The following is a 14,339-nucleotide window of genomic DNA, read 5'->3' on the forward strand; positions in this document are numbered from 1 at the left end:
TTTGAAAATCGTAGCGATCAATGCACACAGCAGACCTTATGCCCGAGGGGTTTCTTGCTCTTCATCCTCGCTGACCCTGGCCAGGGCATCGACGGATTGAAGAAATGCAAAGAAACGCCGCTCGTCGGCATTGAGACCTTTCGGCGTGCGAACGCTTTCGAGAGCGGGTAGCGTTCCCTCAAGATAAGTTTGTAGGACCGCCGGATGGATATAGCATTCACGGCACACCGATGGAGTGTTCCCGAGCAGCTTGGCGGTTGACTTCACGACCTCATTCAGCATTCGCCGTGCAGAGGTTGGTGAGTCGGCCCGGCATTGCTGTAACTGATTCATCGCAAAAACCGATGCTGCCCAGGTTCGATAATGTTTCGCAGTGAAGTCGCCTCCTCCGGCCTCTTTCAAATAGTCATTTACGGCACCGGAGTCCACCGTTTCTATGGACCCGTCCGAATTCTGATACTGAAACAACTCTTGGCCAGGAATCTCCATGCAACGTCTGATCATGCTTGCAACCCTGCGGTCGTTCACGGTGACATCATGAGGAACTCCGCTCTTGCCCTTGAATCGAAAACGTACCCGGCTGCCCTCGATCGTTGTATGCCGACGGCGCAGGGTAGTAAGACCATAAGACTTATTCGATTGGACATATCTGCGGCTCCCGACGCGAATAAGCGTTACTTCAAGCAAGTAAACCACCACGGCCACGACTTTTTCGGAACTGATGCCCTTACACGACATGTCGCGCTCAACGCGGCGCCGTATGCGCGGAAGCGCCTTTCCAAATTCGACAAGACGGTCATATTTGCTCGCATCGCGCAGGTCTTTCCACTGGCTGTGGTAACGGTACTGCTTTCGGCCGCGAGCATCTCGCGCGGTTGCCTGGATATGACCCATTTCATGTGGACAAATCCACACCGACTCGTATGCTGGAGGAATCGCCAGAGCATTGATCCGCTGGATGACACGCGGATCGGTGATCCGCCGTCCGTCAGTATCCAGATACTCGAAACCATCCCCTGACCGCCGCCGAGTGATTCCAGGACCGTCGTCCGCCACATATATCAATCCCGGTACAGGACATGGAACCTCGTCTGGATGCTCTCCAAGATCCGTCCCCGATTGGCCGGATAGCTGCGCTGACATTGTCAGTCTTTCGCTCTAAGAACGCTGATGCGGCCGGTCGACTCCATATATGCGCGCCGCACGTCGCCCAAGTTGTCTATGCCTTGTTCACGCAGTTCGGCCATCAATTCATCACGGGTGATATATTCGCGCCGCATTCCACGTCGTTGCAATACGCCGTCTTTTACAAGACAAATCCGTCCCGGTTCCAGGAGCTTGTTCGCAGCAGGCCAAAAGTAGCACACCCGGTCTATCAGGACGCTCCAGAAAATCAGGCTTCCCACCAGCACCATACCTTCGGCAACGGTTTTGTATTCGGCAGACATGGCGTTTTGTGCCGCGTCCGAAATCAGAACGAGCAACAACACATCGGCCGATCCAATTGACCCAAAATCCCGGCGCCCCGCCATTCGCAGCAAAATATAAATAAACCAATACATCAGGGTGCCGCGTACGGCGAGCGCCCACGGCGAGACGCCAAACTCGAAAAGCTCCGCCCATTCCAGGTCCATACAATGCCCTTACTACCGGTCTACACTCGTTCTTCAGGAGGGACTTCCCTGGGTGGTAGGTCAATACCGTGATCCGGCTCTACGGGAGGCGGGACATCATCGGGCCTGGGTGGCTCTGTTTCAGGCGGTCTTTCGGGTGGAGTAATATCCGGCATATCGGGCGGTCGCGATGGTACATGAGCTCGTAGATAGCCGGTTTCAGAACTGCAATACGTCGACAACATATTGGCCCCTTAATTTCAATACGCTTCAGTACGGCTTTGCTAGCAATCCACGTTCCCGGGAATAAATTCCGCCTCCGAGATAACGGCTCAACCTTCAATAGCTAAAACCATGGATTCATTGACTCAAGCAGTATTAGGCGCGGGCATTTCGGGCTCCATGCTCGGACATCGACATGGCCGGAAGGCGTTGATTGCAGGCGCGTTGCTTGCTACCCTGCCCGATCTTGATGTCTTTATAGACTATGGCGACCCGCTTGCCGCCATGATCAACCATCGGGGATTCTCGCATTCCTTACTCGTTCTAACGGCCCTGACTGCCTTGATTGGGTGGGGCGCAAAGCGATGTCAATCGGCGCACGGATACAAGGATGAACGTCTTTACCTGACGATTTGGCTGGTATTGATCACACATCCTTTGCTTGACGCCTTCACCAGCTATGGCACTCAACTATGGTGGCCATGGAAGCCAACTCCCAGCAGTTGGTCGAGCATTTTCGTCATAGATCCTTTTTTTACCTTGCCCTTGTCATGTGCCGTATTAGCAAGCTTGATCTGGGGTCCACACGCGCGGTTGCGGCGCGTTCTGGCCTGCACCCTGGCCTTTTGCGCCTTATATCTGGCTATCTCTGTGGCGGTTAAATCACATATTGAATCAAGGATCTATAAGCAGTTAGCCGAGAACGGGGTAAAAACACAAAATATGTTCTCAACGCCAGAGCCATTCAATATTTTTTTATGGCGCGTTGTAGCCAAGACTACAGACGATCATTACTATGAAACAATCGCGAGCCTGTTTGACCGCGGCCCTGCCGAGACTATCTTGTTGCCTCTGAATTCCGATCTCATTGAAACCATGTCAGCCAACGCCTCGCTAAACGGGCTTAAGTGGTTCACAGGCAATTGGCTACGCTTTGACGAAATCAACGGCCAACTCGTCGTCAGTGATTTGCGCATGGGGTTGGGTACGGGTTTCTACGCTTTTCGATTCCTTCTTGCTGAACGAACCGAGCCCGATGGCGCTTGGCAGCCCCTAAAGCCAAGATATTGGTTACCCGACCGCGACACATCTGAACTTTGGACCACCATCAAGCGTATCTGGAGTCAGACGCCACCCATTCCATTGAATAAATGGGAACAACGCATGCATATACCCCATTAGTGCAGGACTCCTGTAAGGAGCACATCGATGGAAAATCAAGGGCTGTTATGGCTCGCTTTGGTGTACCTGGCAGCTGGCGTAATAGCCGTGCCAATAGCGAAGCGTCTCGGACTTGGCGCAGTGTTGGGCTATCTGATTGCCGGAGTTGCCATCGGCCCTTTCGCACTGCGCCTCGTGGGCGATCAAACCGACGTCATGCATTTTGCGGAGTTCGGGGTCGTGATCATGCTTTTTCTGATCGGCCTGGAAGTTCGTCCGACCGTTTTATGGAAAATGCGTGGTGTATTTTTTGGGCTGGGAGGCGCCCAGATAATGGTTACCGGGCTAGTACTGGCGGGGACCGGCATCGCCTTCGGACTTGGATGGCGAGCTGCTTTGGCCCTTGGCTTTATCCTGTCGATTTCTTCCACGGCCATCGTACTCCAGACTTTCCAGGAAAAGAACCTCATGCAGACGGCGGCGGGCACTGCTTCGTTTGGCATTCTTTTATTTCAGGACGTCTCGACCATTCCGATGTTCGCTGCACTGCCTTTGCTGGCGGCGGGCAATATTGTTCCTCCAGAATCGGCGCATGGAGTGGTGGCCGGTCTTCCGGCCTGGTCACAGGCAATCGCGGTATTGGCCGCCGTTCTTCTGATTATCGTTGCAGGCCGGTACTTCACGCGACCGGTATTTCGTTTTATTGCAGCGACCCGCTCGCGAGAAATCTTCACGGCTTCTGCTCTTTTGCTGGTAATTGCCGTGGCACTACTGATGCAAGCGGTGGGACTATCGCCCGCACTTGGGGCTTTCCTTGCCGGCGTCGTACTGGCAGACAGTGAGTTCAGGCGCGAGCTTGAAGGTGATATAGAACCCTTCCGTGGACTCCTTCTAGGGCTGTTCTTTATCTCAGTAGGCGCTGGCATTGATTTGCACCTTGTGTCAGCGCAACCTCTGCAATTGACCGCTGGCGTTCTTGCGCTGATGGCGATCAAAGCAATGGTCATCTTCTTGATTGCTCGAGCCTTCCGGATTGAAGGGCGGGCAGCAGCGCTGACCGGCGTCGCGCTGGCCCAAGGAGGCGAGTTCAGTTTCGTACTGCTTGGCATTGCGGCGGCTCTGGGAATTATCACTCCAAGCATCTCTAGCATGGCTACAGCGGTGGTAGCCATATCCATGGCGCTCACCCCGCTGACGTTGATCGGATACCGTCGTTGGTTCGCAGCGCGCCTCTCGTCAGCACCACAGCCCGAGAACGACGCCTTTGACTCTCGCCCAGACGCTATCGTCGCAGGGTTTGGCCGCTTCGGACAAATTGCGGCACGTCTTCTCATCGTTAATGGGTTCAAAACGTCAACCCTGGACTCCAGCATCGAACAGGTCGACCTTGTTCGGCGGTTCGGGCGGCGCATATATTATGGCGACGCTACCAGACTGGATCTACTTCACGCTGCCGGTGCTGCCGATGCAAAGCTATTGATCGTTGCTATTGACGACAGAGATCAGGCAGAAAAGCTCGTCGAGACTGCGGTCATGCATTTCCCGAATCTTAGAGTACTTGCACGTGCCTATGACAGGCGTCATGCCTACCGACTCTTGGATAAAGGCGCCCATGTCGTTGAAAGGGAAACCTTTGAGGCTGGTTTGACGTTGGGCGCGGAGGCTCTGAAAACGCTAGGCTTCAAAGAAGTTCAAGCGGCACGCGCGGCTAGACTATTCCGCCGCCACGACGAGGATATGTTTCAGGCCCTGGCCCAAGTTTGGGGTGATGAAGAGCGCTTCATCGTTGCCTCGAAGGAAACCAGCGCGCGCATGAATGAATTGTTGGCTAGTGATATTCAACAAATGCTCAACGAGACTGAGCATGAGGCTAGCCACGGCAGGTCTGAAGACCACACTGGACTCGGGGCGCAGGTCGTGAGCAAGCATTAAGCAGACTGTTACTACATCGTCTATCCCGACTCCAGGCCGGAAGACGCGCTCATCAAGACATTCGTGGACTGGGTCCAGTCTTGGGATGCCGACGCCGATCAGCACCCCGCTTTAAAAAAGGCCTCGCTGCTGCAGGCTGTGCATCAATTGGCGAATGCCAAAGGTCCACGGAGGCAGCGCCTCGGAGTGGCGTACGGTGTTGATCAGTGCCCCCAGCGCCGGCGTCGAAATCGAGACGCGATCGCCCAGCTTGTGCGTAAACCCCTGCCCCTTGGCGCCGCGGTCGTCCGTAGGCGCGAATAATGTTCCAGTAAACAGCATTACACCGTCAGGATATTGGTGATGGTGTCCTATGGTCTGGCGCACCAAGTCTAGAAGGTCGCGGCTTATCTCGCTTAAGGAACTGGACCCTTCAAGAAGGTAACCGTCTTCGCCGCGTATAGATAGGGAAATTTCCAAAGCGCGGGCATCCTCGATGGTGAAGTGATCATCCAAGACACGGATGAAGGGCCCCATGGCGCACGATCCGTTATTGTCCTTTGCTTTACCGAGCAACAGCGCGCTGCGGCCCTCAATGTCACGCAAATTCACATCATTACCCAGCGTAGCGCCTTTGACCCGGCCTTGCGAGTCGACGGCCAGGACCAGTTCGGGCTCAGGATTGTTCCATTCCGACTTCCGCAGGATACCTATTTCTTCCCCCGATCCAACGGATGAAAGCACAGGCGCTTTGGTGAACACTTCGGCATCAGGGCCTATGCCAACTTCCAGATACTGCGACCATAAGCCGTTGGACTGAAGGAAGTCCTTGACTCTGGCCGCTTCTGGCGAGCCTGGGCGGACTTTTTGAATTGCAGTCCCGACGATCTCACTGATACTGGAACGAATTTGGTCTGCCTTGAGGGGATCCCCCGCTGCCTTTTCCTCGATAACGCGCTCCAGCATGCTGCCCACGAAAGTGACTCCACAGGCTTTGATAACCTGCAGGTCGCATGGAGCAATGAAACGAACAGCGTCCTTTTGCTGAGCCAGTGTGTTCTCCACCACTTGCTTCAGCTGCCATTCATGCCGACCGGTTTGCATGCGCAGAAACCGTGCCAGGTCATCGTGCTCGAGCAAACCACTAACCGTGGATGCCACGTGTGTGATGTCGATGACTTTGCCGTCACGCACGACCACCACGCAAGGGGCACCCTCGTGTTCCGGATCGGCGATACGCCCGACCAATGTTGCACGAAGAAGATCTTGAGGCAAAAAATGTTCAATATCCGACCATGTCATCATGATTTCTCTGCAAATCTCAAAGGATTATCGAGGCACTGCATGTCGATGTCATTGACGTCCTTGAGTCCCATCAATGTCGTGGATGTTTCCATTTCATTCTTGAGTATCGTAAACAGTTTTTCTGAACCATTCCGTCCTCCGCAGGCCAGGCTGGAAACGGTACACCTTACCCCATCCAACTGGCGACCGCCATGATTGAATACCACGATGGCATCGCAGCCGCTATCGATCGCCTTACGAGCATCTTCAGAAGTAAGAATGACAATAGCGTCGCTCTAGCTGGTGAGCGTGGCGTTGCTTACGTCTGGATAAGACAGGGTTTATCCAGTACTATTGCTTCCCATGTACCATGTATACGACGCCGTTTTTCTTGATGAACGCGAGATCGAGTTTTCCATGATTCGCACAAGGCTCTGGCGGCCAGAATGTGAATAAGGTCTCGAGTGCAGTTCACCTGCGCTTCGATATCCGCAAATCTTCGTTGCCCGAAGAATGCAAAGCCTCTTTAATGGCTATACCCGATCGGCGCCTGTCTAAAGATGGCATCATCGTCATTAAAGCGCAGTCTTTCCGGAGCCAGGAAAAGAACCGATCACAAGCATCTGAGCGCCTTATCGAGATGATCCGCGCAGCGGTACATCAACAGGCGTTGCGCAAGCCAACGCGCCCTACCCGCGCTTCGCAACGTCGACGGGTACAACACAAGACATTACACGGTGAAGTCAAGCGGCTGCGCGCTAAAGTGGGCGATTTCCACTAATAGCCACCGCCTCACGACCCATGCAATGACCCACCACGCAACAGCAGAAAGCAGGATAACCAATGACTGCAGAACAGAGTGACGACACCGTTTTAGAGGCGACCCGGCAATGGCTGCTTCGTGCAGTCATAGGACTGAACTTATGCCCTTTTGCGAAAAGCGTCTATATAAAAGAACAGATCCGATATGTAGTCAGCCACGCAAACACGGAAGACGACTTGATGACGCAATTGGAAACGGAATTGCTATACCTATTCGATGCCGACCCTTCTCAGGTGGACACCACCTTGCTTATTGCTCCGTTCGCTCTTGACGACTTTCTTGACTACAACGATTTTCTGCGACGTGCCAATCATTTATTGAAACGTATGCGACTGAAAGGTGAACTCCAGATCGCCAGCTTCCATCCTCAGTATCAGTTCAGCGATAGCGAGCCCGGAGCCATAGAAAATTACACTAATCGCGCCCCGTATCCGACGTTGCATCTGCTTCGTGAAACTAGCATCACGCGTGCCGTCGAATCCTTTCCCGATCCCGCATCGATTTACGAACGCAATCAGGAAACCCTGCGACAGCTGGGGATCGAAGGGTGGCACGCGATTCTCCACCCGCCCCGCCAAGACTAAGGTTTTATTGTTGCCCGGTCATGGCACATTTATCCCAGCGCGGTATCCAGGAACATCATCACGCAAAAGCCCGCCATCAAACCAATCGTGGCGGGAGTTTGATGGCCATTGCGATGAGTCTCCGGAATGACTTCATGGGACACGACAAAGATCATTGCTCCTGCCGCGAGGCCCAGGCTAATGGGATAGCCCAGTGCAAGACCACTGGATATACCGATTCCGACCAGTGCTCCGATAGGTTCCATCACGCCCGAAGCCATCGCAATCAAAATGGCCCGCGTGGTGGATAAGCCCCCGGCACGTAAGGCCAATGCCACCGCGAGCCCTTCAGGGATATCCTGAATTGCAATAGCGGCGGTCAAAGGCAGGCCGACGTCCATGTCGCCTTTGGAAAAGCTTACCCCTATCGCCATGCCCTCCGGCAGATTATGCAGGACTATGGCAAGCACAAATAGCCAAACGCCGTTGAGCCGATCTGTGGCGGGTCCGCGCGGGCCCGTACTTTCATGCCTGTGCGGAGTGAAGTAGTCCAGACCCAGCATAAGCAGCACGCCAAGAGTCAATCCTAATACGACCACAAGTGCGCCACCGGGACCACTATTAGTCAATGTTTTACCCGCATCAAGTCCGGGTAAAATCAAGGAAAACGAGCTGGCTGCGAGCATCATGCCAGCCGCGAAACCTAGCATCGTGTCTTGGGTACGAACCGAGATGTTTCGCAGCCCGCTGGCCAATAAGGCCCCCAATGCTGTTGCCCCGAAACCGGCCGCGCCGCCCAGGGCCGCATAGTGCAGGTTGGTATGGTCTACGCTGGCCAAGGCATTGTATCCACCTGCCAGTACAAGCCAGACCATGCCCACCGTGGCCGCGCCTAGGCCCAATGCCACGAAGGGAGTCTTCCGTGCCTGGGCAATCCATGCACGGCGTAACGTTTGCGTCGCTGTCTGCATATTATCCCGGTGATCTTATGTAGCGGAACAAGACACTGGAGTATATGACAGACTGAATTCCTGAATTGGTCTCTATTCTAATTTAGTGATTTTAGTGCCCTCAAGATTCAGATTGGCCATCAGCCCTTGATTTGTCATGACAAAAACGCTTACGGGTTGTGTGGCAGTATTGAAATCCACCATCCCGTTGGCGCCCACCTTGATTAGGGCAACGGAAGCGTCAACGCCGACGGTCCATCCTTGGCTCGCCCTGAACTTATCCAAAGCTTCTTGCGTCATGAATAAGAAAATAATAGCCTTCGATTGCGCGCCTATCTGAAATCCGAACGAACCGGTCACAGTACTGTAGTAGCCGACTGTTTTTTCGTGAACCCGCAAAGCGCCCTCGCCATACTGCCCACCCACGATAAATCCGGCTGCCAATACCGATGGAAATACCAGTACGCCGCGAGCTTTATTGACCAGTTCACGCGACCCTCCTACCGTGTTGAAAAGGCGTTCCAGCGTGATGTTCACATCGCCATCAATTTTCTGCTGCTTGGCGGCGCCTTTTGGCGTGGTAGACGTCGGGGTCGTAGTGCAACCTGACAATAGCAACGCTGTCGCGCCCAATGACAACGCTGATCCGAATAAGAATTCCCTTTTTTTCATATGGTTCTCCGTAACATCGATAAAACGTTATTGACGATAGGCTCCGCTAAAAGCGGCCGGCGTACTCAGCTCGGTCTGCTTACGTCAGGCTCTACAGCAAGCTTTGTGCCTATAGAGCCAGGAGAACATAGGCTCAATAGCCTTTGCTGCGTGCCACAACACCAGTCAGCGGTTCGCCGCGCAAATAACGATTTATTTTTTCGGCCACCTGCTCGATGGATTCTTCGCGCAGACTCGCTGCGGCCACATGAGGCGTAAGGGTTATACGGGGGTGTCTCCAGAACGGATGGTCTTGCGGCAGAGGTTCTTGCCGGAAAACATCTAATGTTGCGCCCTGAATATGACCCGAATCCAGAAGTGCCAAAAGGTCCTCTTCGATTAAATGCTCACCGCGCCCCACGTTGACGATATGCGCATGCGGCTGCAATTCAAGCAAATTCTGACGCGACAATATGCCGCGCGTTTCGTCGGTGAGCGGTAAGGTATTGATCAGTACCCTGGTGCGACCCAGAAATGCGCTCAGCTGATGCCGGCCGACAAATTGCGCGATGCCTGGCAGGTCGTTGCCACTACGCGACCACCCCGCAACAGGATAATTGAACGAGGCTAACGTCTGGGCAACCCGAGCGCCCATAACCCCCATCCCCATAACGCCTACGGGCCATTTTCTTCTATCGATATCAGGTTGCGGAGTCCAGAATTGGGTATTCTGCAATGCTTCGTAAGCGTCGAACTGGCGCGAGGCGCGCAGTAAGGCGTACGCAGCGTACTCGGCCATTTGAACGGCCATGCCGGCATCTTCCAAGCGCACGATAGGCGTATCGTCTTTTAGCCCAGGCAAGCGGAACAGCGCATCTACACCCGCACCCAAATTAAAAATTGCCTCGAGCTTGGATTCGCGTAGAAAAATATCGGCTGGTGGATTCCACACAACAGCAAGCTGGGCTCCAATGGTTGGGCCGTGCTCGTCCCAGTTTTGAAATTCGGCAGTCGGAACCAGTGCCTGCAAAGGCTTTATCCATGGTTCAGAATCGGTGTCGTGCGCAGAGGCAAAAATAATCTTCACTTCGAGTGGCCAGTATAAGAGTCAAATAAGGGCTTTCAATATATGATATATCAAACTTTTTCCACTTGCGGGATTCCTATGCCGACGACACTATCACCTGCCCAAAGCCGCGATATTAATTATCAGCTGCATTCGTATACGAACGCTGTTACCCATCAGAAAATCGGGCCGCGCATTATCGAGCGTGGCGAAGGTATCTACATTTTCGACGACCAGGGAAATAAATACCTTGAGGCGATGGCGGGGCTTTGGAGCGTGGCAGTGGGATTCGGCGAACCGAGGCTAGTCGAAGCGGCGACCCGGCAAATGCAGAAACTGCCTTATTACCACACCTTCACGCACAAGTCGCACTCTCCTTCTATCGAACTTGCCGAAAAGCTCGTCGAATACACACAGGGCCGGATGTCGACCGCGTTTTTTACGAACTCGGGCTCCGAAGCAAACGATACCGTTGTCAAACTGGTGTGGTACTACAACAATGCTCAGCAACGCCCGAATAAGAAAAAAATCATCTCGCGCAAACGTGGCTACCACGGCGTAACGGTTGCGTCTGCCAGTATGACGGGGTTGCCAGGCAATCATCGTGATTTCGACCTGCCCTTACCCCAAATGAAACACACGAGTTGCCCTCATTTCTATCGAGAGGGGCTCCCGGGTGAATCCGAAGAAGACTTTGCCACTCGAATGGCGGCCGACCTCGAAGCACTTATCCTTCAAGAGGGTCCGGAAACCGTCGCGGCTTTTATCGGCGAACCCGTCATGGGTGCTGGCGGCGTCATTATGCCGCCGCGCAGTTATTGGTCCAAGATTCAGGCCGTTTGCCGAAAATACGACCTTCTGATCATTGCAGACGAAGTTATTACCGGGTTCGGACGCCTAGGCACGCTGTTCGGGTCGGACGCATTCGACATCGAACCCGACATCATGGTCCTCTCCAAACAAATAACCTCGTCGTATCAGCCACTGGCTGCCGTTTTACTTAGCCCTCCGGTGGCATCCATCATTGCCAGCCATAGCGGAACATTAGGCACCTTCGGCCATGGCTATACGACCAGCGGCCATCCGGTGGCAGCAGCAGTGGCCATCGAGAATCTGAATATCATTGAAGAGCGTAACCTGATCGAAAATGCGGCCAGCACCGGCCTTATCATGCAGAAAGCCTTGCGCGAACTTGCTGATCATCCGCTAGTCGGCGAGGTTCGCGGTATGGGTCTTATTGCGGGAGTCGAACTGGTCGCCGATAAGCAAAGCCGACAGCCTTTTGAACCGTTAGGAAAAGTGGGCGCGGCCGTTTACGAGCAAGCTCATAACAATGGTTTGATCATCCGCGCCATTCAGGACACCATCGCTTTCTGTCCTCCACTTATCATCACCCCTGCACAGGTCGGCGATATGGTCGAGCGTTTTCACAAGACCCTGGACGATGTACAACGGACACACGTTGCCTGATAAGACCGTAGCAGCCATGGTCAATGACCAGTTCGCAAGTCTGGATACCCCTGCTCTATTGCAGGAACAGGTATACCGGCAAATAACAGAAAAGCTGATCACCGGGGAGTTGCGCCCAGGTGAACCCCTGGTAATACGCAAGTTATCTGAAGCCATGGGCACCAGTCCCATGCCGGTACGGGATGCATTGCAGCGCCTGGCCGCTCTAGGCGTTCTGGTCGGCAAACGGACTTTATGCGTTCCGCACCTATCGACACGCGAGCTTGCCGATATCCGAGATATCCGGCTAACGCTCGAAGGGTTGGCGCTCGTCCGAGCAGTGCAATATGCAGATGACGCCAGTATTGCCGGTCTTGGTGTACATTTTCGGAAAATGGAAAAAGCTGCTCGTCAGAACAACCTTCATCACTTCTTGCGAGCCAATGCCTACTTCCACCTGCACATCGTGCACTTGGCTGCGTCGCCTGTCCTTACAGGCATCATCGAGCCCTTGTGGTTGCGCCTCGGGCCAGCCATTAAACTGACTTCCCAAGAACTACAGCAACTTCATCTGACTCTTCCTGTCCATCGCAAAATACTCGACGCGCTCATCGCCCGTGATTTGGCAGCAGCTCAACAAGCGTTAGCTGAAGACATTCTCGATAGTTTCGGCTCGCTTGTCGACCTGTAAAAGCCATAGCAGGCACACCAGTTGCTGAAGCTGATATGCCTCCGACGCAGTTACACATTCGTCAAGCGCGTCCGGACGCTTAAGCCACTTCAGGAGATGTAAATGAGAAAATTCGCACCGATATTCAGCGCCCTTGCACTTTGTGCCGCTGTGGTCTCAGTTCAGGCGCAAACCGCCGGCACACCAGCGATGACCAAAGAACAAATCAACGCAAGATACGATGCCGACATGAAGCGTTGCGATAGTATGAAAGGCAACGATAAAGATGTGTGCCAGAAACAGGCCAAGGCAACGCGAGAGGAACAAAAGGCTGATGCCAAACAAGCCAAAGAGAATGCAGAGAGCCGCCACGATGCCAATAAAGAAAAAATGGAAGCCGAATATAAAGTCGCAAAGGAAAAGTGCGATGCATTGTCCGGCGATGCGAAGGATCAATGTGTAGCAAACGCGAAAACACGCTACAACCAATAAAATTTCGGCATACCTACTTCATTGGTTCATGGAATCCGCCGCCGGCGCGTTATGCGAGAGCATAGCTGCGCCGGCGGCGCCCACAAAGGTTCTATTGACAGAACGCACAGGCTCATTGACACTCTGACTGGTGTGGGTAATTAGGCTTTTTCAGGAAACTGATGAAATACGTTGATTACTACAAAGTTCTGGGTGTTGAACGCAACGCCTCACTCGCGGACATAAAGAAGGCCTACCGCAAACTGGCCCATAAGTATCACCCTGACGTCTCCAAAGGGGATAATTCTGAAGAAAAATTCAAGGATATCGCTGAGGCCTATGCAACGCTCAAAGACCCCGAGAAGCGTGCTGCATACGATGAACTAGGTCGCCACTCCCAAGGCGAAGAATTTGTTCCGCCGCGCCAATGGCAACAACATTTTCACGAAAACGCTGCTGATTTTTCAGATGTCGACCTTTCTGACTTACTCGCAGCGTTTGCTGCAGCGCAACACGCGGAACGGCGTGGGCGAGCGCCGCCCCCTACTAAGGGCCCTGATTATGAAGTCCAGGTTACGGTAACGCTCGAGCAGATATATCGCGGCGCCGAAACCGAAATCACCGTATCGGTACCCGAGTACGATGTAAATGGGCTCCTGCACCGAGGCCCAAGAACCTTCCGGATTCACATCCCTAAAGGCGCCTCTGACGGACAGCGCTTACGCTTACCAGAAAAGGGCGGATCCGGCTTGCGCGGAGGCAAGTCTGGCGACCTGTATATTGTTATGAGCATAGAGCCTCACAAGCTTTACCGAGTAAGTGGCAATGATCTGTACATAGACTTACCGCTCACGCCTTGGGAGGCGGCATTGGGCGCCAAAGTAAAAATACCCACGCTTGGCGGCCCGGTAGAGATGACGATACCGCCCGGTACCGTCTCGGACCGGAAACTACGGCTGAACAAACGTGGCCTTCCCGCGGCGAACGGCGTCCAGGGCGATCTGTATGCGGTTGTGCGCATAGAAGTGCCAAAGACACTGACCGCACGTGAACGTGAATTGTTCTCAGAACTTGCCAAAGCATCAAAATTCGATCCTCGCGCACGCCTGTACGCAGGAGCTGTCTCATGATTATTCATATCACGGAAAGCGTATGGCTGGATGCGAACGACATGTGTTCGTTTGAGCATCTGGTGCAGGTCTCCGGCCTGACCAATGATAATCTGTTAGATCTCATCGATGCCGGCGTCATCAAGCCCGCTAACGACGACCCGGCCAATTATTCCTTTCCTGTAAGCTGCATTGTGCTGGCTCGAACGGCGCGCCGACTGCGGGACGACTTCGAACTCGACTCGGAAGGCCTTGCATTAGCAGTCAATCTATTGCAGCGAATAGAAGCGCTACAGTCCGAGCTACATGAATTGCGGGCAAAATTCGCCAAGAACCCATGAAGTTTCAGATCGACCGTCGCTGTTATAGGGTCGATCCGCCCTACCCTTGCCATCC

The 14,339-nt window shown here is 53.7% G+C and carries 15 protein-coding genes and 1 pseudogene; 9 read left to right on the forward strand and 7 right to left on the reverse strand.

The window, feature by feature from the left end:
- Positions 1-36 precede the first annotated feature (36 nt).
- The gene (locus EKL30_RS04130) at positions 37-1,056 is read right to left on the reverse strand and encodes a DNA topoisomerase IB (protein WP_233582717.1); all 1,020 of its coding nucleotides are present in this window, start codon (positions 1,054-1,056) and stop codon (positions 37-39) included.
- 89 nt (positions 1,057-1,145) lie between these two features.
- Positions 1,146-1,634, reverse strand: a complete 489-nt coding sequence (locus EKL30_RS04135) for a DUF421 domain-containing protein (protein ID WP_126705872.1) — start codon at positions 1,632-1,634, stop codon at positions 1,146-1,148.
- A 333-nt stretch (positions 1,635-1,967) separates the two neighbouring features.
- Here EKL30_RS04135 and EKL30_RS04140 point away from each other — a divergent pair, with 333 nt between their 5' ends.
- Positions 1,968-3,017 carry a metal-dependent hydrolase gene (locus EKL30_RS04140; RefSeq protein WP_126705873.1) on the forward strand — a complete coding sequence of 350 codons (1,050 nt, stop codon included), beginning with the start codon at positions 1,968-1,970 and terminating at the stop codon, positions 3,015-3,017.
- 27 nt (positions 3,018-3,044) lie between these two features.
- A complete protein-coding gene (locus EKL30_RS04145) occupies positions 3,045-4,928 on the forward strand; it encodes a monovalent cation:proton antiporter-2 (CPA2) family protein (RefSeq protein ID WP_126705874.1) in 1,884 nt (627 codons plus the stop codon).
- Between the two features lie 111 nt (positions 4,929-5,039).
- On the opposite strand, the gene EKL30_RS04150 is transcribed toward EKL30_RS04145, so the two are convergent.
- Together EKL30_RS04150 and EKL30_RS19355 are read right to left on the reverse strand one after the other, a co-directional pair.
- Positions 5,040-6,209, reverse strand: coding sequence for a fumarylacetoacetate hydrolase family protein (locus EKL30_RS04150; protein ID WP_199748485.1), 1,170 nt, complete (start codon positions 6,207-6,209; stop codon positions 5,040-5,042).
- Positions 6,209-6,478 carry an alpha-hydroxy-acid oxidizing protein gene (locus tag EKL30_RS19355; RefSeq protein ID WP_126706039.1) on the reverse strand — a complete coding sequence of 90 codons (270 nt, stop codon included), beginning with the start codon at positions 6,476-6,478 and terminating at the stop codon, positions 6,209-6,211. Before EKL30_RS19355 ends, EKL30_RS04150 begins: the two co-directional genes overlap by 1 nt.
- 76 nt (positions 6,479-6,554) lie before the next feature.
- Between EKL30_RS19355 and arfB the strand changes: the two are divergent.
- Together arfB and EKL30_RS04165 are read left to right on the forward strand one after the other, a co-directional pair.
- Positions 6,555-6,972 (forward strand): annotated as a pseudogene (gene arfB / locus EKL30_RS04160) (alternative ribosome rescue aminoacyl-tRNA hydrolase ArfB).
- Between the two features lie 62 nt (positions 6,973-7,034).
- Positions 7,035-7,598: a DUF1415 domain-containing protein gene (locus EKL30_RS04165; RefSeq protein WP_126705876.1), complete on the forward strand. Its 564-nt coding sequence runs from the start codon at positions 7,035-7,037 to the stop codon at positions 7,596-7,598.
- Positions 7,599-7,627: 29 nt separating this feature from the next.
- Here EKL30_RS04165 and EKL30_RS04170 read toward each other — a convergent pair whose 3' ends face one another.
- The 3 genes from EKL30_RS04170 to EKL30_RS04180 all read right to left on the reverse strand — a co-directional run bounded on the left by EKL30_RS04170 (position 7,628) and on the right by EKL30_RS04180 (position 10,265).
- Entirely contained in the window at positions 7,628-8,548 is a 921-nt protein-coding gene (locus tag EKL30_RS04170; protein ID WP_126705877.1) for a ZIP family metal transporter, read from the reverse strand.
- 72 nt (positions 8,549-8,620) lie between these two features.
- On the reverse strand, positions 8,621-9,199 hold the full coding sequence (locus EKL30_RS04175) for a YSC84-related protein (protein WP_126705878.1): 579 nt from the start codon (positions 9,197-9,199) through the stop codon (positions 8,621-8,623).
- Between the two features lie 133 nt (positions 9,200-9,332).
- Positions 9,333-10,265 carry a glyoxylate/hydroxypyruvate reductase A gene (locus EKL30_RS04180; protein WP_126705879.1) on the reverse strand — a complete coding sequence of 311 codons (933 nt, stop codon included), beginning with the start codon at positions 10,263-10,265 and terminating at the stop codon, positions 9,333-9,335.
- 78 nt (positions 10,266-10,343) lie between these two features.
- Here EKL30_RS04180 and EKL30_RS04185 point away from each other — a divergent pair, with 78 nt between their 5' ends.
- The 5 genes from EKL30_RS04185 (at position 10,344) to EKL30_RS04205 (ending at position 14,284) form a co-directional block, all read left to right on the forward strand.
- A complete protein-coding gene (locus EKL30_RS04185; RefSeq protein WP_126705880.1) occupies positions 10,344-11,714 on the forward strand; it encodes an aspartate aminotransferase family protein in 1,371 nt (456 codons plus the stop codon).
- On the forward strand, positions 11,707-12,384 hold the full coding sequence (locus tag EKL30_RS04190; protein ID WP_158618393.1) for a GntR family transcriptional regulator: 678 nt from the start codon (positions 11,707-11,709) through the stop codon (positions 12,382-12,384). The genes EKL30_RS04185 and EKL30_RS04190 overlap by 8 nt, the downstream gene beginning before the upstream one ends.
- 102 nt (positions 12,385-12,486) lie before the next feature.
- A complete protein-coding gene (locus EKL30_RS04195) occupies positions 12,487-12,855 on the forward strand; it encodes a hypothetical protein (protein WP_126705882.1) in 369 nt (122 codons plus the stop codon).
- A gap of 161 nt (positions 12,856-13,016) precedes the next feature.
- Positions 13,017-13,964 carry a DnaJ C-terminal domain-containing protein gene (locus EKL30_RS04200; protein WP_126705883.1) on the forward strand — a complete coding sequence of 316 codons (948 nt, stop codon included), beginning with the start codon at positions 13,017-13,019 and terminating at the stop codon, positions 13,962-13,964.
- Positions 13,961-14,284, forward strand: coding sequence for a chaperone modulator CbpM (locus EKL30_RS04205; RefSeq protein ID WP_126705884.1), 324 nt, complete (start codon positions 13,961-13,963; stop codon positions 14,282-14,284). The genes EKL30_RS04200 and EKL30_RS04205 overlap by 4 nt, the downstream gene beginning before the upstream one ends.
- Positions 14,285-14,339: the final 55 nt, after the last annotated feature.

It is taken from the genome of Candidimonas sp. SYP-B2681, from assembly GCF_003971065.1.
Classification (GTDB): domain Bacteria; phylum Pseudomonadota; class Gammaproteobacteria; order Burkholderiales; family Burkholderiaceae_B; genus Pollutimonas.

Coding starts and splice junctions, on each gene's coding strand:
- EKL30_RS04185 (WP_126705880.1), top strand. CDS start 10,344: ATGCCGACGACACTATCACCTGCCCAAAGCCGCGATATTAATTATCAG.
- EKL30_RS04140 (WP_126705873.1), top strand. CDS start 1,968: ATGGATTCATTGACTCAAGCAGTATTAGGCGCGGGCATTTCGGGCTCC.
- EKL30_RS04145 (WP_126705874.1), top strand. CDS start 3,045: ATGGAAAATCAAGGGCTGTTATGGCTCGCTTTGGTGTACCTGGCAGCT.
- EKL30_RS04135 (WP_126705872.1), bottom strand. CDS start 1,634: ATGGACCTGGAATGGGCGGAGCTTTTCGAGTTTGGCGTCTCGCCGTGG.
- EKL30_RS04150 (WP_199748485.1), bottom strand. CDS start 6,209: ATGACATGGTCGGATATTGAACATTTTTTGCCTCAAGATCTTCTTCGT.
- EKL30_RS04165 (WP_126705876.1), top strand. CDS start 7,035: ATGACTGCAGAACAGAGTGACGACACCGTTTTAGAGGCGACCCGGCAA.
- EKL30_RS04195 (WP_126705882.1), top strand. CDS start 12,487: ATGAGAAAATTCGCACCGATATTCAGCGCCCTTGCACTTTGTGCCGCT.
- EKL30_RS04170 (WP_126705877.1), bottom strand. CDS start 8,548: ATGCAGACAGCGACGCAAACGTTACGCCGTGCATGGATTGCCCAGGCA.
- EKL30_RS04205 (WP_126705884.1), top strand. CDS start 13,961: ATGATTATTCATATCACGGAAAGCGTATGGCTGGATGCGAACGACATG.
- EKL30_RS04175 (WP_126705878.1), bottom strand. CDS start 9,199: ATGAAAAAAAGGGAATTCTTATTCGGATCAGCGTTGTCATTGGGCGCG.
- EKL30_RS04200 (WP_126705883.1), top strand. CDS start 13,017: ATGAAATACGTTGATTACTACAAAGTTCTGGGTGTTGAACGCAACGCC.